This is a genomic window from Staphylococcus sp. HL28 (assembly GCF_021117155.1).
GTDB lineage: Bacteria > Bacillota > Bacilli > Staphylococcales > Staphylococcaceae > Staphylococcus > Staphylococcus warneri.
Map to the genome: position 1 here is coordinate 687,789 of NZ_CP088218.1, position 20,454 is coordinate 708,242.

General features: G+C 32.5%; 25 protein-coding genes. 13 read left to right on the forward strand and 12 right to left on the reverse strand.

The genetic code is table 11. The annotated features are described in order from the left end of the window. The first annotated feature begins 6 nt into the window (after nt 1-6). Both LPC11_RS03140 and LPC11_RS03145 read left to right on the forward strand, forming a co-directional pair. A complete protein-coding gene (locus tag LPC11_RS03140) occupies nt 7-333 on the forward strand; it encodes a PH domain-containing protein (RefSeq protein WP_023373687.1) in 327 nt (108 codons plus the stop codon). Nucleotides 334-754: 421 nt separating this feature from the next. After that, nucleotides 755-1,096, forward strand: a complete 342-nt coding sequence (locus LPC11_RS03145) for a transcriptional regulator, SarA/Rot family (RefSeq protein ID WP_002465419.1) — start codon at nt 755-757, stop codon at nt 1,094-1,096. A gap of 365 nt (nt 1,097-1,461) precedes the next feature. Here the strand turns inward: LPC11_RS03145 and LPC11_RS03150 are convergent, their stop codons facing one another. Genes LPC11_RS03150 through LPC11_RS03180 form a run of 7 tightly spaced genes read right to left on the reverse strand, consistent with a single transcriptional unit; the run spans nt 1,462 to nt 6,511 of the window. Beyond that, a complete protein-coding gene (locus tag LPC11_RS03150) occupies nt 1,462-2,298 on the reverse strand; it encodes an urease accessory protein UreD (protein ID WP_104681533.1) in 837 nt (278 codons plus the stop codon). Then, nucleotides 2,298-2,912, reverse strand: a complete 615-nt coding sequence (gene ureG, locus LPC11_RS03155) for an urease accessory protein UreG (RefSeq protein WP_002465435.1) — start codon at nt 2,910-2,912, stop codon at nt 2,298-2,300. The genes LPC11_RS03150 and ureG overlap by 1 nt, the downstream gene beginning before the upstream one ends. 11 nt (nt 2,913-2,923) lie before the next feature. Next, nucleotides 2,924-3,613 carry an urease accessory protein UreF gene (locus tag LPC11_RS03160; protein WP_023373683.1) on the reverse strand — a complete coding sequence of 230 codons (690 nt, stop codon included), beginning with the start codon at nt 3,611-3,613 and terminating at the stop codon, nt 2,924-2,926. Then, on the reverse strand, nt 3,606-4,058 hold the full coding sequence (gene ureE, locus LPC11_RS03165; protein WP_002450281.1) for an urease accessory protein UreE: 453 nt from the start codon (nt 4,056-4,058) through the stop codon (nt 3,606-3,608). Before ureE ends, LPC11_RS03160 begins: the two co-directional genes overlap by 8 nt. A 14-nt stretch (nt 4,059-4,072) precedes the next feature. Continuing rightward, nucleotides 4,073-5,788, reverse strand: a complete 1,716-nt coding sequence (gene ureC / locus LPC11_RS03170) for an urease subunit alpha (RefSeq protein WP_231307349.1) — start codon at nt 5,786-5,788, stop codon at nt 4,073-4,075. After that, nucleotides 5,788-6,195: an urease subunit beta gene (locus LPC11_RS03175; protein ID WP_023373677.1), complete on the reverse strand. Its 408-nt coding sequence runs from the start codon at nt 6,193-6,195 to the stop codon at nt 5,788-5,790. Before LPC11_RS03175 ends, ureC begins: the two co-directional genes overlap by 1 nt. Before the next feature lie 13 nt (nt 6,196-6,208). Further along, nucleotides 6,209-6,511 carry an urease subunit gamma gene (locus LPC11_RS03180; protein WP_002465430.1) on the reverse strand — a complete coding sequence of 101 codons (303 nt, stop codon included), beginning with the start codon at nt 6,509-6,511 and terminating at the stop codon, nt 6,209-6,211. A 268-nt stretch (nt 6,512-6,779) separates the two neighbouring features. Here LPC11_RS03180 and yut point away from each other — a divergent pair, with 268 nt between their 5' ends. Continuing rightward, a complete protein-coding gene (gene yut / locus LPC11_RS03185) occupies nt 6,780-7,694 on the forward strand; it encodes an urea transporter (protein WP_023373675.1) in 915 nt (304 codons plus the stop codon). 50 nt (nt 7,695-7,744) lie between these two features. On the opposite strand, the gene LPC11_RS03190 is transcribed toward yut, so the two are convergent. From LPC11_RS03190 to LPC11_RS03205, 4 genes are read right to left on the reverse strand one after another with little or no spacing between them, the layout of a single operon-like run. Then, nucleotides 7,745-8,434, reverse strand: a complete 690-nt coding sequence (locus LPC11_RS03190) for an amino acid ABC transporter permease (protein WP_231307350.1) — start codon at nt 8,432-8,434, stop codon at nt 7,745-7,747. A 12-nt stretch (nt 8,435-8,446) separates the two neighbouring features. Beyond that, nucleotides 8,447-9,130, reverse strand: a complete 684-nt coding sequence (locus tag LPC11_RS03195) for an amino acid ABC transporter permease (RefSeq protein ID WP_023373671.1) — start codon at nt 9,128-9,130, stop codon at nt 8,447-8,449. Between the two features lie 4 nt (nt 9,131-9,134). After that, the gene (locus tag LPC11_RS03200; RefSeq protein ID WP_041613671.1) at nt 9,135-9,992 is read right to left on the reverse strand and encodes an amino acid ABC transporter substrate-binding protein; all 858 of its coding nucleotides are present in this window, start codon (nt 9,990-9,992) and stop codon (nt 9,135-9,137) included. Then, nucleotides 9,989-10,738, reverse strand: a complete 750-nt coding sequence (locus LPC11_RS03205) for an amino acid ABC transporter ATP-binding protein (protein WP_041613670.1) — start codon at nt 10,736-10,738, stop codon at nt 9,989-9,991. The genes LPC11_RS03200 and LPC11_RS03205 overlap by 4 nt, the downstream gene beginning before the upstream one ends. A 154-nt stretch (nt 10,739-10,892) precedes the next feature. Here LPC11_RS03205 and LPC11_RS03210 point away from each other — a divergent pair, with 154 nt between their 5' ends. The 5 genes from LPC11_RS03210 (at nt 10,893) to LPC11_RS03230 (ending at nt 15,609) form a co-directional block, all read left to right on the forward strand. After that, on the forward strand, nt 10,893-12,038 hold the full coding sequence (locus tag LPC11_RS03210; protein WP_023373665.1) for an acyl-CoA dehydrogenase family protein: 1,146 nt from the start codon (nt 10,893-10,895) through the stop codon (nt 12,036-12,038). A 119-nt stretch (nt 12,039-12,157) separates the two neighbouring features. Next, on the forward strand, nt 12,158-13,078 hold the full coding sequence (locus LPC11_RS03215; protein WP_015364782.1) for an ABC transporter substrate-binding protein: 921 nt from the start codon (nt 12,158-12,160) through the stop codon (nt 13,076-13,078). A gap of 148 nt (nt 13,079-13,226) precedes the next feature. After that, complete coding sequence (locus tag LPC11_RS03220; RefSeq protein WP_023373663.1) at nt 13,227-14,165, forward strand: nucleoside hydrolase; 939 nt, start codon at nt 13,227-13,229, stop codon at nt 14,163-14,165. Nucleotides 14,166-14,234: 69 nt separating this feature from the next. Then, nucleotides 14,235-14,783, forward strand: a complete 549-nt coding sequence (locus LPC11_RS03225; protein ID WP_041613668.1) for a biotin transporter BioY — start codon at nt 14,235-14,237, stop codon at nt 14,781-14,783. A 70-nt stretch (nt 14,784-14,853) separates the two neighbouring features. Beyond that, nucleotides 14,854-15,609 carry a GNAT family N-acetyltransferase gene (locus LPC11_RS03230; protein ID WP_023373659.1) on the forward strand — a complete coding sequence of 252 codons (756 nt, stop codon included), beginning with the start codon at nt 14,854-14,856 and terminating at the stop codon, nt 15,607-15,609. A gap of 22 nt (nt 15,610-15,631) precedes the next feature. Here the strand turns inward: LPC11_RS03230 and fdhD are convergent, their stop codons facing one another. After that, entirely contained in the window at nt 15,632-16,438 is an 807-nt protein-coding gene (gene fdhD, locus LPC11_RS03235; RefSeq protein ID WP_023373657.1) for a formate dehydrogenase accessory sulfurtransferase FdhD, read from the reverse strand. 181 nt (nt 16,439-16,619) lie between these two features. Between fdhD and modA the strand changes: the two genes are divergently transcribed. The 5 genes from modA to LPC11_RS03260 all read left to right on the forward strand — a co-directional run bounded on the left by modA (nt 16,620) and on the right by LPC11_RS03260 (nt 20,361). After that, complete coding sequence (modA, locus tag LPC11_RS03240; RefSeq protein ID WP_023373655.1) at nt 16,620-17,402, forward strand: molybdate ABC transporter substrate-binding protein; 783 nt, start codon at nt 16,620-16,622, stop codon at nt 17,400-17,402. Between the two features lie 12 nt (nt 17,403-17,414). Then, nucleotides 17,415-18,086, forward strand: a complete 672-nt coding sequence (modB, locus tag LPC11_RS03245) for a molybdate ABC transporter permease subunit (RefSeq protein ID WP_023373653.1) — start codon at nt 17,415-17,417, stop codon at nt 18,084-18,086. Further along, nucleotides 18,087-18,692 (forward strand): ATP-binding cassette domain-containing protein, encoded by a 606-nt coding sequence (locus tag LPC11_RS03250; RefSeq protein ID WP_023373651.1) that lies wholly within the window; start codon nt 18,087-18,089, stop codon nt 18,690-18,692. 137 nt (nt 18,693-18,829) lie between these two features. Then, nucleotides 18,830-19,834: a ThiF family adenylyltransferase gene (locus LPC11_RS03255; RefSeq protein ID WP_023373649.1), complete on the forward strand. Its 1,005-nt coding sequence runs from the start codon at nt 18,830-18,832 to the stop codon at nt 19,832-19,834. A 23-nt stretch (nt 19,835-19,857) separates the two neighbouring features. Continuing rightward, nucleotides 19,858-20,361, forward strand: coding sequence for a MogA/MoaB family molybdenum cofactor biosynthesis protein (locus LPC11_RS03260; RefSeq protein WP_023373647.1), 504 nt, complete (start codon nt 19,858-19,860; stop codon nt 20,359-20,361). Nucleotides 20,362-20,454: the final 93 nt, after the last annotated feature.

Here is a 20,454-nt window from a genome sequence, read left to right on the forward strand (position 1 = left end):
TTGTGTATGATTTTAGATAATGTCAATCCCAACGATTTATTCCCAACTGAAAAGAAAGGTCCTTCAGTGTTAGGAATTATGGATTACCAAGTTCAAGGACAATCTCAATTTGAGGGCGCATTTATAGCTACGTCTGAACGTTTAATCATGAATGTAGATATGAATGGTCAATTCTATTATAGAAATATTGGCTACGATGAAGTTAATGATATTGAATACGATGGTGAAACAATTATATTTAATTTTAATATCGGTGAAATACCGATGCACGATTTTAAATCTAATGAGGTACAGGCTTTTGTTGATTTTGTAAAAGCAAAAATACAGCCTTAAACAAACGTTTAAAAGAAGTGATTGAAAAGACACTATCAATACTGCTAATGCTATATAACGATATGCCATGATAATACGTATTATTATGGCATATCGTTATTTTTATTTTAATATTGCTTAGCAATTTATTATTTGTAAAAATCCAACTAATCAAATGGGAATTATAAAATTTTTAAAATATACACTTCTGGAATAAGTGGTAAATTTGTGATATATATATTTTAATAACCATGAAAAAAGTTAAATAAATGTTTGAGAAAAGAAATAAATATATAAATGCAAATTCGAGTAATAAAATTATTGAATTTTTAAACTTGTTTGTTTAAAATGAACTTTGTAACATGGGTGGAGATCAATTCAGTAAGATGAAATTATGTAAACCTTGCTACAACAAGATGTGCATCAGAGGAGTGGTTTTAGAATTGCAAAAATAAAAAATATTAATGATTTAGTTGACGCTACATTTCAAGTGAAAAAATTCTTTAGAGATACAAAAAAGCAATATAATCTTAACTATGAAGAAATTTATATTCTGAATTACATATTAAAAAGTGAGTCTAATGAAATATCTTCTAAAGAAATTGCAACATGTTCTGAATTTAAACCATATTACTTAACTAAAGCATTACAAAAATTAAAAGAGTTAAATTTATTATCTAAAAAGAGAAGCGTGCATGACGAACGTACAGTAATAGTTTTTGTGACAAAAGAACAAAAGGATAAAATTAAGCAACTCATTGATGAATTAGAACAATATATCTAAGTGACTTGTTTTATTATATTTTATATTTAATGGTTCAAATTCAGATAATTAATTGTGATGGAAAGTAAGTTTTGGAATTGAGTAAGAAAGTGGAGCATTAGTTGTTACGCTTTTATCGTGTAGCTAGGGAATTATAGGTGTTTATCATTATAGACTTATTGGAAAATGGGTGTGTTTCAAGGTTAATGAATGTTTTCTTATTGTAGTTACGATAAAAATGATCCATTAACCACAAACTGAATAGCATCTTAATTACATAATTTAGCTTCGCCCCTTATTTTTCAAATAAAGAAAGGCTTGGTTACCAAATGGCAACCAAGCCTTTTTAATTTTTAAACTTTTATCATTTTGACACTTGAGTCACATTAATATTTTCTTAAGAAATTTAGATTTCTATCATATAGCATATTAGCAATATAAGCTTGAACTGTTTCAAGTATCTTTTCAATATACTGTGTACGGTTGGATAATATTCTAATCGATAGCCCGTGTGTTGGTAATTGTGAAATGCCCAATCGACAATTTAAGTCTTTCTCAAAATGTTTAATTTGATCATAAACCTCATCGATAAATCTTTGATTTACACTAGGGTGTATAAAATAAGCTGATCCTAAATGAGTATAATTTTCCATATAACCAATAGAATCTATTGAATTTTTTTCAGGATTTAACATAAGGTTATCGTAAGTTACTAATTCATTATCGATGTATATTTCATTTACCAAATGCATATACTTATATGAAAAGTTTTTATCTTCTGATGAATAACCAGGTGTAAGAATATCGGTATAAAACATGGCACTGGTTTGATCTAAGTCAAAGCGATTGTGTTGATAAAATTTAGCATTTTCGTATGCAATAATTGGATCAGCCACATATTCCATGTATGCGTTTGGCTTTAATTGGAATGTTTGATACTGTTCCACTCTGTCGTTTAATGTTTTATATATTTTGGTCGCACCTTGAGAAGTCAGTGTGACACTGGCATTGTCTTCAATATTAAAATTCATTGAATAACGATCACCATCAAGATAACCACCACCTACATTAACAATATAGAAAGTAGGGATGGTTGATCCATTTAAATATACTGGACGAATAACCTTTAATGCTTTTTCAAAAAAGATATCACGTGCAACAGAACGACTTCCATTATTAAATACGGTTAAATCAAGTTGACCTGTCCAAGCTTGTTGAGACATTATGATAATCCTTTAAGTAAAGTATCACGTTCAATCCACTTAATCACTTCATCAAGACCTTCATCTGTTTTCAAATTAGTAAACGCAAATGGTCTGTCGCCTCTAAATACTTTTGTATCTTCAGCCATTTGTTCTAATGATGCGCCAACATGTGGTGCTAAATCCGTTTTATTAATGATGAAAAAGTCTGATTTAATCATACCTTGTCCACCTTTACGAGGGATTTTTTCACCTTGAGCAACGTCGATAATATAGATTGAAAAATCTACAAGTTCAGGACTGAATGTCGCAGCTAAGTTATCGCCACCAGATTCAATAAAGATAAGTTCAATATCATCATTACGTTCTAATAACTCATCAATAGCAGCAAAGTTCATAGAAGCATCTTCACGAATTGCTGTATGAGGGCAACCACCTGTTTCTACACCAATAATTCTATCTTCAGGTAAGACACCTGTATTAACTAAGATCTTTTCATCTTCTTTTGTATAAATGTCATTCGTTATAACGCCGATGCTCATATCTTTGGCTAGACGTCTAACTACTTTTTCTATTAATTGGGTTTTACCTGCACCAACAGGACCACCAATTCCAATTTTAATTGGTTCAGTCATACTGATACCTCCTATGAAATAAAGATTCTTACATTAACATTTTCATGTTCCATTTGGTTTAATTCTAAACCAGGCGCTGTCATACCAAAGTCGCTTTCATCAAGTGATAATATATGATTTCTAGTTTCTTCGATATAAGGCACCATTTGTGTAACTACTTTTTGCCCAGCAGTTTGTCCTAAAGGAATAGCTCTCACTGCATTTTGTGTTAAACTTGATACATTTTGATAAAGGTAATAATCAATGATTGTTCCTATATCAACACCTAAATGATAACCAAGCATAGTGAAACAAATAGCTGGATGCAATTTGGCTTTTTTATTTTTCATTTGTTCATGGTACCAATTTATCCATTCGCTATCGTATAATTCCATTGCTAATTTCACCATACGTGTTCCCATCTGCTTTGCACCAACACGTGTTTCTTTAGGAATACTTTGTACGAATATAAGTTGGTCCATACGTAAAATCTTATCTGTGTCGTTTGCTTCTAGAGCCTCATAGACGATTCTCATCGCAAGACCATCTGAATACGTTAGCTGTTCATTTAAAAATAATTTTAACCATTGTACAAAAGTGACATCATTATTGACTGACTCACGTTGTATATAGGTTTCTAATCCAAATGAGTGACTGAAAGCACCTGTTGGAAATTGTGAATCACAGAACTGAAATAATCGTAAATTTTGATGATCAATCATGGGAATGTCCTATATGTCTAAATGCTTGATTTACTTTTCTATCTTCGTGACTATATGGAATGCCTAAAGATTTGAGTAAATCTTCAACGAGATAGTCATATTGAACTAACATTTCAGTTTCTGTGAACTGTGCTGGTAAATGACGGTTACCCAGTTGATGAGCAATATCGCCCATTTCTTTTAAATTACGTGGTTTAATCACTAATAAATCTTCAGAATTAACATCTACGATAATCATATTGGTTTCATCTTGATATAAAATATCACCATATTGTAAGTCGATAGGTTGTTTTAATCGAATACCTAATTCGTTACCATGATCTGTTTTGACACGTTGAATACGTTTAACTAAATCAGAATTTTCTAGATATACTTTTTCAACATGTTTATTTTTTTCTTCAGCTGATAAATTGGCTATATTACCTTGAATTTCTTCGATAATCATTAATATGCTTCCTCCTAGAATAAGAAGTATCTTTGAGTTAATGGTAACTCAGTTGCTGCTTCACTCGTAATTTTCTCACCATCAACATAAACTTCATATGTTTGTGGATCAACATCTAATTTAGGTGTCGCACTGTTATTTTTCATATCTGCTTTCGTTAAGTTACGGATATTTTTAACAGGTCTTACCATACGTTGTAAGTTAAGTTGTCTGTATATACCATTTTCATAAGCTGTATTAGACACAAATGTCATAGCAGTGTGTGTAATGTTGCCGCCATATTGGCCGTACATTTTACGATATTTCATAGGTTCTGATGTTGGGATAGAACCATTTGCATCACCATTAACTGCTACATTAATTAAACCACCTTTTACTACAAGCTCAGGTTTAACACCAAAGAAAGCAGGGTCCCATAATACTAAGTCAGCTAATTTACCAGATTCAATTGAACCAACATAGTCAGAAATACCATGTGTAATAGCAGGGTTAATTGTATATTTCGCAATATAACGTTTAATTCGATTATTATCGTTATATTCTGAATCTCCATCTAATGCACCGCGTTGTTCTTTCATACGGTGAGCAGTTTGCCATGTACGAGTAATGACTTCACCGACACGTCCCATCGCTTGTGAGTCAGAACTAATCATACTGAATACACCCATATCTTGTAATACGTCTTCAGCAGCAATGGTTTCTTTACGAATACGAGAGTCTGCAAATGCAATATCTTCAGGAATAGATGCATTTAAATGGTGTGTAATCATCACCATATCTAAATGTTCATCTACAGTATTATGCGTATAAGGTAATGTAGGGTTAGTAGATGAAGGTAAGATATTTGAATAAGAAGCTGATTTAATTAAGTCAGGAGCATGTCCGCCACCGGCACCTTCAGTATGATACATGTGTAAAACACGATTATTGACAGCTTTCATAGTATCTTCCATAAATCCAGCTTCGTTTAATGTGTCTGCATGAAGTGCAATTTGAACATCGAATTCATCTGCTACATCTAACGCATGACTTAATGCTGATGGTGTAGCACCCCAGTCTTCATGTACTTTTAAACCAATGACACCAGCATGGATTTGTTCGATAAGTGCTGTGTGATTGACTGCTTGTCCTTTACCTGTGAAACCAACATTGATAGGTAATGATTCTGCAGCTTCTAACATACGATGAATATGCCAAGGACCAGGTGTTACAGTTGTTGCTTTTGCACCTTCTGAAGCACCAGTACCACCACCGATATGTGTTGTAATACCGCTTTCTAAAGCAACTTCTGCTTGCTCAGGATTGATAAAGTGAACATGAGTATCAATACCACCTGCTGTTACGATTTTCCCTTCAGCAGAAATGATATCAGTTGTACTACCGATAATGATATTCACATTATCCATAATGTCAGGATTACCCGCTTTACCGATTGCAAAAATATAGCCGTTTTTAATGCCGATATCTGCTTTAACAATTTTGTCATAATCGATAATCATAGCGTTCGTTAAAACTAAATCGGCTACATTTTTATCATCACGAGTTACGTTAGGATTCTGTGCCATACCATCACGAATAGATTTCCCGCCACCAAACGTAGCTTCGTCACCATAATTAGCATAATCTTTCTCAACTTCTGCAAATAGGTTAGTATCACCTAATCTTACAGCGTCACCAAGGGTTGGACCGTATAATCTTGTATATTGTGATTGCGTCATTTTAAAGCTCATTATTTAGTACCACCTTTTTTATTGACATTATCATGGCCTTCGTCATTGAATACGCCAGCATATTTATCATCTTCGCCAGTTGGACGATATACACGCGAGCCATCGATTGGGCCATTTACAAATCCGCGGAAGCCATAAATTCTTCGATTACCGGAATATTCTACAAGTTGGACTTGTTTGACATCTCCAGGTTCAAATCTGACAGCTGCACCAGCAGGGATATCTAAATGTTTACCATAAGCTTTGTCACGTTCAAAATCCAAAGCTAAGTTAGCCTCAAAAAAGTGGAAATGTGAGCCTATTTGAATAGGGCGATCTCCAGTGTTTTTTACTTCAAGTACCGTTTCCGGTGAATTTGGGTTAATTTCAATATCTGTATTTTTAATTCTAATTTCTCCAGGAATCATATTTACGTCCTCCTTAAACTATTGGATGATGGACAGTTATTAATTTAGTTCCATCTGGGAATGTTGCTTCGATTTCGATTTCAGTAATCATACTTGCAACACCATCCATTACATCTTCTTCATTTAAAATTGTTTTACCAAAGCTCATTAATTCAGCTACTGTTTTTCCATCTCTTGCGCCTTCTAATAATTCGTCACTAATTAAAGCAAGTGCTTCTGGATGATTTAGTTTAAGACCTCGTGCTTTTCTGCGACGAGCGACTTCTGCAGCCACAACAATCATTAATTTATCTTGCTCTCGTTGTGTAAAATGCAAAATAATCCCTTCTTTCAAATATTTGTAATTGCAAATAAACTTGCAAATTTTATATTAGGACGATTTTTAATAATTAACAAGTATAAAGAGTCGATAAGTTTAAATTTTTAATTAAAAGGTGTAAAACATTTGATTTCAATAATGCAATTATAAAATTTATTTAATTTCCTCAATACGTATATTATATAAAAAGAGTTAATAACATATTTATACACATTTTTAAAAAAGTGATGTATCATGTTAATTATGAAATTAGGGGGCACACATCATGAAAATAGTAAGTATTATTTTAAAGAATATATCCCAAGTGTTATTAATTAATAATCATTACACAGGTTTATTAGTGTTAATTGCTTTATTTATTGGTAATTGGAAAGTGGGATTAAGTGCACTTATTGGTAGTGTAATCGCATATGTATTAGCGCCACATGTTAATTATTCGAAAGAAGAAATCAATGATGGTTTAGCAGGTTTTAGTCCAGTGTTGACTGCAATCGCATTAAGTTTGTTTTTAAATGAAAATTGGGCAGGTATTTTGATAACGATTGTGGCTACAGTGCTAACTTTACCAGTTGGTTCAGCTATTAGAGAATGGTTAAAACCGTATGGTATAGCAATGTTAACTGCACCATTTGTTATTGTAACTTGGTTTGCAATTTCAATTTCAGAACAAGTTAAAGCTGTTAAAACACCATTGAATATCATTCCAGGTACAGTAGAATCTATTGTAAAAAACCATAGTTCAGAACATGTAAATATCATAAAAACTACTTTAGAAGGCTTTAGTGAAGTCTTTATTATACCTAGCGTATGGGCAGGGCTACTTATATTAATCGGTATTTTAATTGGCTCTAGAAAAGCAACAGTATATGCCATATTGGGTAATGTACTTGGTTTTGTTATTGTAGCGATGTTAGGTGGTAATGTGAATGACATTAATCAAGGGATATTTGGTTACAATTTAATATTAACAGCGATTGCATTAGGTACCACATTCAAGACGAGTATCAATACATATTTTTCAACATTCCTAGGTTTATTATTAACTGTATTATTACATTTAGGTTTGAATACGATGCTTGAACCCATTGGCTTACCATCATTAACAATGCCATTTATTTTAGCGACATGGATTATGTTATTTGCTGGTCGTCCTCATAGAAATGTCGAGAACAAGAATTAAATAAAAACTCTGGAACACACTTATTTAACAGTGCGTTCCAGAGTTTTATTTTATGACACTAAATAATGGGTTGTACGGTGTTCTAACTTGTGAAAGATGAGCTCAATAATAATCGCTAATGACCAATAAAATAGTGCTGCGACCGTATAAACAGGTAAAAATTGATAGCCTTCATTAGCAATTTCAGTACTAATTGCCATTATTTCAGTTACTTGAACAGCAAAGGCAAGCGATGTCCCTTTTAATAGCATAATAAATTGATTTTCAATGTTAGGTAGTGCATATCCAAATGCTTGTGGAAAAACTATACGTCGATAAACATTCCATTGAGATAACCCTACAGTTTGTGCAGCTTCGATTTGTTTTGTATCTACTGAAAGTAAACCACCTTTAATTGATTCGGATAAGTATGCAGTTGCATGTAATGAAAAAGTGATAGCTGCAATCATTAAAGGAGGAATCATATCTGGATTCATTTTTGTATTGAATAGGGTATTAAACCAAAGAATGAATGCTGGCACGCCATAATAAAACACAAATAATTGTACTATTAAGGGTGTACTTCTAAAAAATGAATTATAGATGACTACAAATTGAGATAGTACCGGTATTCGATGTAAATGAATCAGAGCGAATATAGATCCAATTAGTATACCTACACACATGGCTATTAAAGTTACTGCTAAAGTGTTAGGTACACCTTTTAATACTTCAATAATAGTATGGAAAATGAAAGTCACTTGTATGTCCCCCTAAACTTGATATGGTTTTTCTGAAATTTTACTTATAATCGTAAACATCCCCTGAATGATTAATGCAAGCAACCAATAGATAATAGAAATCACAACATACACCTCTAACATACCTAAGCCATAATTATTTCCAATAATCAATTGAACTTGTCCCATCATATCTATAATGCCAATAGTGAAAGCTAACGATGTATCTTTAATTAGTTCAATGATTTGGGTTGTTAAGTTGGGAATACTATTTCTTAATGCTTGCGGTATAATGATATCCTTTAAGATTCTTGGATAACTTAATCCTACTGAAAGTCCTGCTTCAATTTGATGATAATCTACTGATAAGTAACCTGCACGAAATACTTCAGATAAATAGGCTGCACTATGCAGACTGAATGCTAAAATAATGAAAAATAACCGATCAAAATGATTGATATTGATATGAAATATTAATAGAAATTGAGGCAAAGCAAAATAAACTAAAAATAACTGAAGAAGAAGTGGTGTGCTTCTCATAAATGATTGGTAGATTCTCACACAAGTTGATAGATAGGGCACTTGTTTTATACGAATTATAGTAAGGACTAAACCTAATATAGTGGCTAAAATGAGTGCACATATAATCATGACTAACGTAATTGGCAATTGTTGGACGACTTGATTAAATAAATCTAGCCATTGTGTAGCAGACATTTAACTAATGCACCTCCAATTGATCTTTTTGACGATTGATTTTACTTAAATCATCGAATACATTGATATCAAAATATTTTTGAGATAATTGTTGAAGCTTGCCTTCTTTTTTTAATTCACGAGTCGCTTGATCGATATCATCATGTAATTGTTGGTTATCTTTATTGTAAACGATATGAAGTGGCTCCTTTTTTACAATACCCCCAATTTTAACGTCTTCGTGAACTTTATCTTGAACAGCTTTATAAGTATTCCAATTTAAAAACATAGCGTCACGACGTCCATTACCAACCATTTTCAAGTTGTCGCCGTTAGAAGGTGATTGAATTGTATCTATATCTATCTTTTTATCATGTGTCTGATTATATTGCTTTAAAATTGAAAATAAACCGCCACTTGGAGCCATAGGTGTTAACCTTTTTTGAGTTAAATCATTGAGTTGATGAATATCATTATTCTTCTTATTAACCGCTAGCATTGGTAACGCATAACTATACGGTACATCTTGATATAAAAACTGTTTTTCTCTTTCAGGTGTTTTAAAGAACCAATTAATACCCATATCAAACTTTTTAGAACCAATACCTACTAAATTAGATTCCTCTTCGCCAACCTCGTATTTGAAATGATATTGTGGTAATTTCTTTTCTAATAACTTCATATACTCCATATCTAACCCGATAAAATGATTGTTTTTATCGGTATACAGATAGGGTGGGTTAACTTCGGCTGAAAGTGCGACTTTAATTTCTTTAGGATGTGATTTCGTTGCATGTTGTTCATTATCATTAGAGCATGAATAAAGAAGAGAGACACTTAATACGAGAACGGTTAACATGAGATACATTTTTATACGTTTCACGTTGCATCCTCCTCTGTTTTAATACGTTGGATAAAACGTTGGATGCGTTCATTATTAGGCTGACTTAATACATCGTTAGGTGTGCCTTGTTTAATCAATTCGCCATTATCAATAAATAAAATTTGATCGGCAATTGCTTGTGCAAAGCTAATTTCATGCGTCACTATAACCATTGTCATACCTTGTTGTGCGATACTTTTGATTAAGGTTAAAATACTTTGAATCGACTCAGGATCTAAAGCAGACGTAGGCTCGTCTAATAGTAAAACTTTGGGTTTAAGTGCCAGTGCGCGTACGATGCCTACACGTTGACTTTGACCTCCAGAAAGTTGAATTGGATATTTATCCTTATGTGTAATCAAATTAACCATACGCAAATGTTCTTCAGCGATATGTATAGCTTCTTTTTTATTTTTACCTTGGCCATATATGAGACCTTCAGTTATGTTTTCAAGTACTGTTTTATTTTTAAATAGTTGATAATTTTGAAAGACCATTGCTGATTGTTGTCTCAGGTGTGCAATATCTTTTTTATTGTGTTGCTCTGAATTGAACTGGCAGTCATCAATAGTGATGAGACCTTTCGATGGAATAGCAAGTGCATTCAATGTGCGAAGTAAAGTGGTCTTCCCAGAACCACTCGGACCTATAATGGCTGTCACTGATCCCCTTTGTTGTGAAAAATTAATATCTTTAAGCACTTGATTTGAATGGTAAAAATGAGATAAATGTTCTACTTTGATCAAGTTGCTAACCTCCCTTTATCATTAAAAATAACTTATCACATTAATTCTTATCGGTAAAGTAGGGATTCTGTGATTTCGGTACTTTTAATTAATAATGTCGAGTGTTAAACTAAGGATAATTAAGCTAAAAGTAATACGTTAATGAGGTGAAGAAATGGGACAATCATTATTAGTCCAAACTGAGTTGCAACGAAAATGGATAGAGAAATTTAAGGCTATAGAAGAGCAATTTAAATCATATGCAGAAAACAATGATATTGAATCACGTTTTCCATATGAAAATGTACAATGGCTCATTGATGAAGGATATACATTATTAACCTTACCTAAAGCATATGGTGGTGAGGGTGGAACAATTGAAGATATGGTTATTTTACAAACTCATTTAGCTAGTATAGATGGTGCAACAGCACTTTCTATTGGTTGGCATTTAAGTGTAGTGGGACAACTTTACGAACAACAATTGTGGGAACAAGATTTGTTAGATGAATTTGCTGATGAAGTGAAGAAGGGCGCGCTCGTTAATCGTGCTGTGAGTGAAGCGGAAACGGGGAGTCCAACACGAGGTGGTCGTCCTGCCACAAATGCAGTCAAAGTAGATGACGGATATGTCTTAAATGGTGTTAAAACATTTACATCAATGAGTAAGGCATTAACGCACTTTGTGGTAGGTGCTTATGTAGAAGAACTAGGACAAGTAGGTTTCTTTTTAGTTCCTAGAAACTTTAAAGGTGTAGATATTGCTGATAATTGGAACATGATAGGTATGCGCGCAACTGAAAGTCATGATTTAGTTTTAAATGATGTGAAGATACCTAATAAATATTTTGTAGAACAAAAACGTAAACCCTCATTGAATGGATGGATATTGCATATTCCAAGTGTTTATTTAGGTATAGCTCAAGCAGCAAGGGACTATGCAGTAGATTTTGCAAAAACATATAGTCCTAATAGTATAGATGGCACAATTGCTGAAATACCGACAGTACAACAAAATCTAGGCAAAATGGAATCACTTTTATTATCTGCTAGACATTTTCTATGGAGTACTGCTCATGGATATCAATTATATGAGAAAGATACGGATATTTGGAATGAAACTTCTGCAAGTAAAGTCCTAGTACTAAATCAAGGCTTGGAAGTGGTAGATTTAGCGATGAGAATTGTTGGTGCTAAGAGTCTAGAGATGGAGAGACCACTACAAAGATATTATCGTGACATGCGAGCAGGACTTCATAATCCTCCAATGGAAGATATGGCATATACTAATATTGCTAAAAGTATTACTGGTTTAATGTAAGTTAGATTGAAATTCGTAGCAAAATATCAAATTTATTATTATAAAAACCTATTGTAAAACTACATGTAATCTTGTATAATTTTAATGAAATTGATAATCGTTTTCAACAGGAGGAAAAAATGAAAAAATTATTATTACCTTTAATAGCGTTAGTGTTGCTATTAGCTGCATGTGGTAACAATTCAGGGAATGGCTCTAAAGAGTCTGATAAAAAGGCAGAAACAAAATCTTACAAAACGGATGATGGGAAAAAAATTGATATTCCTAAAAATCCAAAACGTATTGCTGTTGTTGCACCATCATATGCTGGTGGCGTAAAAAAATTAGGTGGTAACGTTGTAGCAGTGAGTAACCAAGTTGATCAAAGTGATGTTTTAAAAGATAAATTTAAAGGTGTTACTAAAGTTGGTGACGACGATGTTGAGAAAGTTGCTAAAGAAAAACCAGATTTAATTATTGTATTAGATCAAAATAAGAGTATCAAAAAATACAAGAAAATTGCAGCAACTGTACCATTTAACTATGCAAAGCATAATTATTTAGAACAACAAGAGGAACTGGGTAAATTATTAGGTAAAGAAGATGCAGTTAAAAAATGGGAAAAAGAATGGAAAGATCAAACTGCTAAAGATGGTAAAGAAATCAAAGATAAAATTGGTGAAGACAAAACTGTAACTATCTTTGATGAATTTGATAAGAAATTATACACTTACGGCGATCATTGGGGCCGTGGTGGAGAAATTCTATATCAAGCATTTGGATTGAAAATGCCTAAAGCAGTTGATGATTTAACTAAAAAAGCAGGATTTGCTGAAGTGAAACAAGAAAAAGTTGATAAATATGCTGGCGATTACATTGTTTCAACAAGTGAAGGTAAAGCAACACCAGCTTATGAAAAAACTAATATGTGGAAAAACTTGCCAGCAGTTAAAGACGGTAAAGTTATTAAAGTGAAAGCAGAAACATACTGGTATAATGATCCGTATAGTTTAGACTTTATGCGTAAAGATTTAAAGAAAAAATTAATGGATACTAAATAAACGATATCAATAATGAAGAAGTTGAGCCATGGTCAGTCAATGGTTCAACTTCTTTTTGTTCTTTTATGTCATCTTTGTAATTATTCGATATAATGAAATAGCTAATAATTATTAAAATATTTTAATTACAATTAAAGGAGTATTATTTATGAAAAAAGTTTATTTTAATCATGATGGTGGCGTTGATGATTTAGTATCATTATTTTTACTTTTACATATGGACAATGTGGAACTAGTCGGGGTTAGTACAATAGGAGCAGATTGTTACTTAGAACCATCTTTAAGTGCATCTATCAAAATAATTAACCGTTTTTCGAAGCAACACCTTGATGTTGCACCATCTTATGAAAGAGGGAAAAATCCATTTCCAAAAGATTGGAGAATGCATGCTTTTTTCATGGATGCATTACCGATTTTAAATGAAAAAGTGGGCAGTGCAGAGTCAAAAGAAAATACACTTGAAGCATACGAAGATATTATAGATAAACTTAAAAAAGCAGACGATAAGCTAATTCTATTATTTACAGGGCCATTAACAGATTTAGCTAAAGCTTTAAAAACTGATCCCACAATCGAAAATAAAATTGAAAAACTTGTTTGGATGGGCGGCACATTTTTAGAAAAAGGAAATGTTGAAGAACCAGAACATGATGGTACTGCAGAATGGAATGCTTTTTGGGATCCAGAAGCAGTTAAAACAGTATTTGATAGTCAAATTAAAATAGATATGGTTGCACTAGAAAGTACAAATCAAGTCCCATTAACTATAGATGTAAGACAACGTTGGGCTGATGAACGTCATTTTACGGGTATCGATTTCTTAGGAGTGAGTTATGCAGCTGTCCCACCATTAACTCATTTTGTGACTAATTCAACTTATTTCTTGTGGGATGTGCTTACAACAGCTTATGTTGGAAATCCAAAATTAACTAAATCAGTGAAACTAAATGTGGATGTTATTGCTCATGGTCCGAGTCAAGGCAGAACTGTTCAAAGTGATAATGGTAGAGAGATCAATATGATCAATTATGTAGAACGTAATAAGTTCTTTAATTATATAGGAGATTTAGCAAAACGAGCCAACTAATGTAAACTATATATTCACTTAGGTTTACATTAGTGGTATAATCATCTTCATGTAAGGAGGATGAACATATTGAGTACAAAAGATTTAGTTTACACAGCCTTGATGGCAGCAATTATATGTATATTAGGGTTAGTACCTGGCGTCCCGTTACCCATCATGCCAGTTCCGATTGTATTACAAAATATTGGCATATTCTTAGCGGGGATCATTTTAGGTAGAAAATTAGGCACATTAAGCGTAGTTATCTTTTTATTACTAGCTGCAGTAGGATTACCAGTTTTATCTGGTGGACGTGGCGGTATAGGCGCATTTGCAGGACCATCTGCAGGATTTTTATTCTTATATCCATTTGTAGCTTTCTTTATCGGATGGGTTAGAGATAAATACTTACATAAAATCAATTTTATTATTTTATTAATTGCAACTTTAGTGGTGGGTGTCCTTGGTTTAGATATTTTAGGAACAATTATTATGGGATTCATTACAAATATTCCAGTAAAAGAATCTATTAAATTATCGTTAGCATTTATGCCAGGTGACATTATTAAAGCAATCATAGCAAGCTTAGTGGGGGCAACGATTTTGAATCATTCTCGATTTAAACAGTTGATTAAATAAAATGACTATAAGACAATGTTTCATATAAGAATGATATACGATTCTAATTACCGACAGGGATGGGATAAGGATGAAACATTTGACGATATCAGACATTTATTTAGAAGGAAATATACTATCTGAAGATGCTCGCAAAACCATTTATTTAACACCGACTGATGCACTGCAATATTCCAATAATACATGGTTATATCATCAGTGTCCGACACAAGTTCAATGGCTAAAGGATATTGAAACACAAAAAGAAATGCATGTTACACAAGGATCTGACCACCTATCCTTCTATTTTCCAGAAAATGAATATCTTAATGAAGTGTGGTTTGACTTATTTAAAGAATTAGGATTTAAACTGGGAGTCTTAGAACTTTATTTAATAGAAGGACAAGATTTAGCACAATTGAACAAAAGAGATGATGTCACATTAATCAAAGTAAATAAGGAAAATTTACAAGATTATCTTGATATTTATTATCAATTTTCTTTACCATTTGGTAAAAAATATGCGAAACAAAGCATTAAGAATGTTAAACAAAATTTTAATACCAATAAAGCAACACCAATGATTAGTTATTTAAACGATCAACCTGTTGGTATTGTAGATATCATTGAAAATAAAAATTCGGTTGAAATAGATGGATTTGGTGTCTTAGAGGACTACCAAAGAAATGGTATTGGGCAAACGATGCAATCATTTGTGGGTGAATTAGCTGGTGACCGACCAGTGATGTTAGTTGCTGATGGCGAAGATACAGTTAAAGATATGTATTTAAAACAAGGGTATGTATATCGCAGTTTTAGATATCAAGTCTTAAAAGAAAAAATATAACAATAGCTGCTAAAGATTCGACTTATTCATTAGAATCTTTAGCAGCTTTAATACGTTCAGGGTGACTATATACATTGAAATTACCATCTCTAATAAAACCTACAGCTGTGATGTTTAAATCGTGTGCAAGTTGAATCGCAAGTGTAGTAGGAGCAGACTTAGATAATATAACACCTACGCCAATTTTAGCTGCCTTGATTAAAATTTCTGAAGAAATGCGACCACTGAATATTAAAACTTTATTTCTAACAGGTATATGATTTTGAATACAAAATCCATATAGCTTATCTAGTGCATTATGACGCCCAATATCTTGTCGATGTTCAAAAAAAGTATCACCATCACTAATTGCTGCATTATGCAAACCACCCGTTTGCTTAAATATCGTACTCGCACTTTGTAAACGAGTCATCATATTCAATACTTGTTGGGGGGTGATTGTAATTTTAGAAAGTGATGTTTTAGCAGTAGCGGCATCATTTTGGAAATAAAATTCACGACTTTTACCACAACATGAGGCAATCATGCGCTTAGTCGAATATTCGAAGCGATCATTTAATGATTTTGTTAATTCGACATGAGCAAAGCCTTTGCTATCATCAATTTGAATGGATTTTAATTCATCTTTTTTTAATAAGGCACCTTCAGAAGCTAAAAAACCTAATACTAATTCTTCCATATTAGTTGGGCTACAAATAACAGTGGCAAATTCCTCGCCATTTACCATAATTGTTAGCGGAAATTCTGTCACATATGTGTCAACAGCATGCTTAAGTTGTCCATTTTCATATCGCACAATATTTTGATTAGATGATATATCTCTATTCATATCTATACTCCCTTTTTCTCTATACTTAGTATATTAAAGGGTTAATGGTATATTTTAAATCATTATGTACTATAGAATTAAGAAAAGGTTAAAATTAACAATGATTTCATATGTATATACGAAAATGTCATAGCATAATTAATGAAAATTGAAGTATAATAAAGTTTAAGGAGGTTTTATAATGAAAATTAAAAGTATTTTTGTAGTTATGTTAATGAGTTTACTAGTGTTAGGAGGATGTTCAAATTCATCTACTGATAGTGGTAAAAAAAGTGACAAGGCTGATAATGGTAAGAAACAAGAATTACAAATTTCAGCTGCAGCAAGTTTAACAGATGTAAGTAAAGAATTGAAAAAAGAATTTGAAAAAGAACATAAAGAGGCTAAAGTTGACTTCAACTACGGCGGATCAGGTGCTTTAAGACAACAAGTTGAATCAGGTGCACCCGTTGACGTTATCATGTCAGCTAATACAAAAGATGTTGATATCTTAAAAAATAAAAAGAAAGCGCATGATACATATAATTATGCCAAAAATAACTTAGTACTTATCGGTGAAAAAGATAAAGACTATACTTCTGTTAAAGATTTAAAAGGAAATGATAAATTGGCTTTAGGCCAAATTGAGACAGTACCAGCAGGTAAATATGGCAAACAATATTTAGAAGAAAATGATTTATGGAATACTGTTAAAGATAAAGTCATTTATGCAAAAGATGTTAAACAAGTATTAAATTATGTGCAAAAAGGTAACGCGCAACAAGGATTTGTTTATAAAACAGATTTATATAAAAATAAGAAAAAAATCGATAATGTAAAAGAAATTAAACAAGTGAAGTTATCAAAACCAATTACTTATAAAGCTGGAGCTACTTCTGATAAAAAATTAGCTAAAGAATGGATGGACTTCTTAAAAACAGACAAAGCTAAACAAATTATCAAAGACTATCAGTTCTCAGCATAGGAGTTGTCTTTCATGCCTGACTTAACTTCATTTTGGATATCTATCCGTGTGGCAACAATGAGTACCATCATCGTCATGATTTTAGGTATTCTTGTATCTAAATGGCTATATCATCGTAAAAAGCGTTGGGTAAAAATAGTGGAGAGTTTCATCTTATTACCTATCGTCTTACCGCCAACAGTGATGGGATTTATATTACTCATTGTTTTTTCACCACGAGGAATCATAGGTCAATTCTTCAATAATATATTACATTTGCCAGTAGTGTTTACACTTACAGGTGCAGTTATTGCTTCAGTAATAGTAAGTTTTCCGCTTATGTATCAACATACGATTCAAGGCTTTAATAGTATTGATAAACGTATGTTAGATACAGCACGCACAATGGGAGCAAGTGAAAGTAAAATATTTTACCGTATTGTACTTCCACTGTCGAAACGTTATATATTATCTGGCATAGTGATGAGTTTTGCGAGAGCAATTGGAGAATTTGGTGCAACATTAATGGTAGCTGGTTATATTCCAAATAAAACCAATACTTTACCATTAGAAATTTATTTCTTAGTAGTTGAAGGTAAAGAAAATCAAGCTTGGCTATGGGTTCTAGTGCTTGTAGCATTCTCAATAGTGGTCATTATGACGATCAATTTAATGAATTATGATAAGTTCAGGGAGCGTGATTAAATGTTGAAAATTGACATCTCACATCAAATTAATCAACGCAATATTGAGATTCATATAAACGATGATGCTCCTAAAATTTATGCTATACAAGGTCCATCAGGCATAGGGAAGACTACTATATTAAATATGATTGCGGGTTTGAAGAAAGCAGATCAAGCTGAAATTGAAGTAAATCAACGGATACTAACTAGTACATCTAGACGAAAACAAATCAAAATTCAACAAAGACGTATTGGGTATTTATTTCAAGATTATCAGCTATTTCCACATCTTACTGTGCAACAAAATATTACGTTTATGACGCAATATTCAGAACATATCAATGATGTCATGAATACACTTAATATTTCTCATTTAGTTGATCAATATCCTATCACATTATCTGGTGGAGAAGCACAACGTGTAGCATTAGCTCGAGCATTAAGTATTAAACCTGACTTATTACTTTTAGACGAGCCATTCTCTAGTTTAGATGACCACACTAAGCGTGAGAGTATGAACCTAGTTCATAAAATTTATGACTTATGGAAAATACCAATTATCTTTGTTACACATTCTAATGAAGAGGCACATACACTTGCTAATGAAATAATAATGATTTCTTAAAATAGCGTAAATAAATATGGCGAAACTATATTAAGATGATATTCATCATATAGTTTCGCCTATTTTATGTAGACTTTTTGTCACTTTGTCCAACAAGTTTTATAATAGAAGCAATACTATTTAAGGGAGTTTCAAAGATGGATCAAGAGAGATATTCAAGGCAAATCTTATTTAAATATATCAAAGAGGAAGGACAACATCTTATTGATCATAAACATGTCATGGTTGTTGGTATGGGGGCATTGGGTACTCATGTGGCTGAAGGTTTGGTCCGAGCAGGTATTCAACAGCTAACAATCGTTGATCGTGATTATATTGAGCTTAGTAATTTACAGAGACAAACTTTATTCACTGAACAAGACGCAAAAGATATGTTACCGAAAGTCATTGCAGCTAAGAATCATTTAGAAGCGATTCGTCATGATATTGCTATTAATGCTTATGTATCACATGTTGATGCATACTTTTTAGATACCTACACAACTAACATCGATTTAATTATTGATGCTACTGATAACTTTGAAACACGACAACTCATAAATGATTTTGCATATCAAAAGTGCATACCGTGGATTTACGGGGGTGTTGTTCAAAGTACATATGCTCAAACAACCTTCATACCTGGTAAGACGCCTTGTTTCAATTGTCTTGTCCCACACTTGCCTTCAATTAATTTGACTTGCGATACAGTAGGAGTGATACAACCTGCTGTAACGATGACAACTAGTTTTCAACTTGCGGATGCTTTAAAGGTGCTAACCAATCAGTCTACAGACATCAAATTGAAATATGGTGACATTTGGGAAGGTTACCATCATGCCATTGGTTTTAAAAATATGTATAACGACACATGTCCTACTTGTGGAAAAACACCAAATTACCCGTTCTTAAAGAGCAACCAACGGCAATATACAACGTTATGTGGAAGAGATACTGTACAATACAATAACTCGACAATTTCCCAGGAAATGTTAGAAACATTTTTAAAGACTCACCATATTCAATATAAACAGAATCCATATATGATTGTTTTTTCATTCAATGGATATCGTATCGTTGCATTTAATGGTGGAAGATTACTTATTCACGGTATGAATAATCCTAATGAAGCAACAAAATTAATTAATCAATTATTTGGATAATGATGGTTAGGAGGAGTTAAATGATGCATACGAATGTAAAATTAGATAGATATATAGAAGTTGCAGTACTTACAGTTTCAGATACTAGAAATTACGAAACAGATAAGGGCGGTCAACTTATACAAACACTATTAAAAGATGAAAATGTAATTATTAAAAAGGAAAACTATCAAATTGTAAAAGATGATCAAGAGGCTATCCACAGTCAATTACAAAAATGGTTACAACAAAAAAATATTGATGTCATTATCACAACTGGTGGAACAGGGATTGCACAAAGAGATGTAACCATTGAGGTTGTGCGACCTTTATTAGATAAAGAAATTGAGGGATTTGGTGAATTATTTAGATATTTAAGTTATACAGAAGATGTAGGTACGAGGTCATTATTATCAAGAGCAGTAGCAGGAACCCATGATAAAGCATTAATATTTGCATTGCCGGGATCTACAGGAGCCATTAAGTTAGCTATTAACAAGCTCATTAAACCTGAACTTAATCATTTGATACATGAACTAACGAAATGAAAATAAGTAGGCAGGGACGTCGATGTCTTAGTATAAATCATATATAGACTGTAAATGATAATTTATTATTGATGTCCCATTGCCTCTTAACTA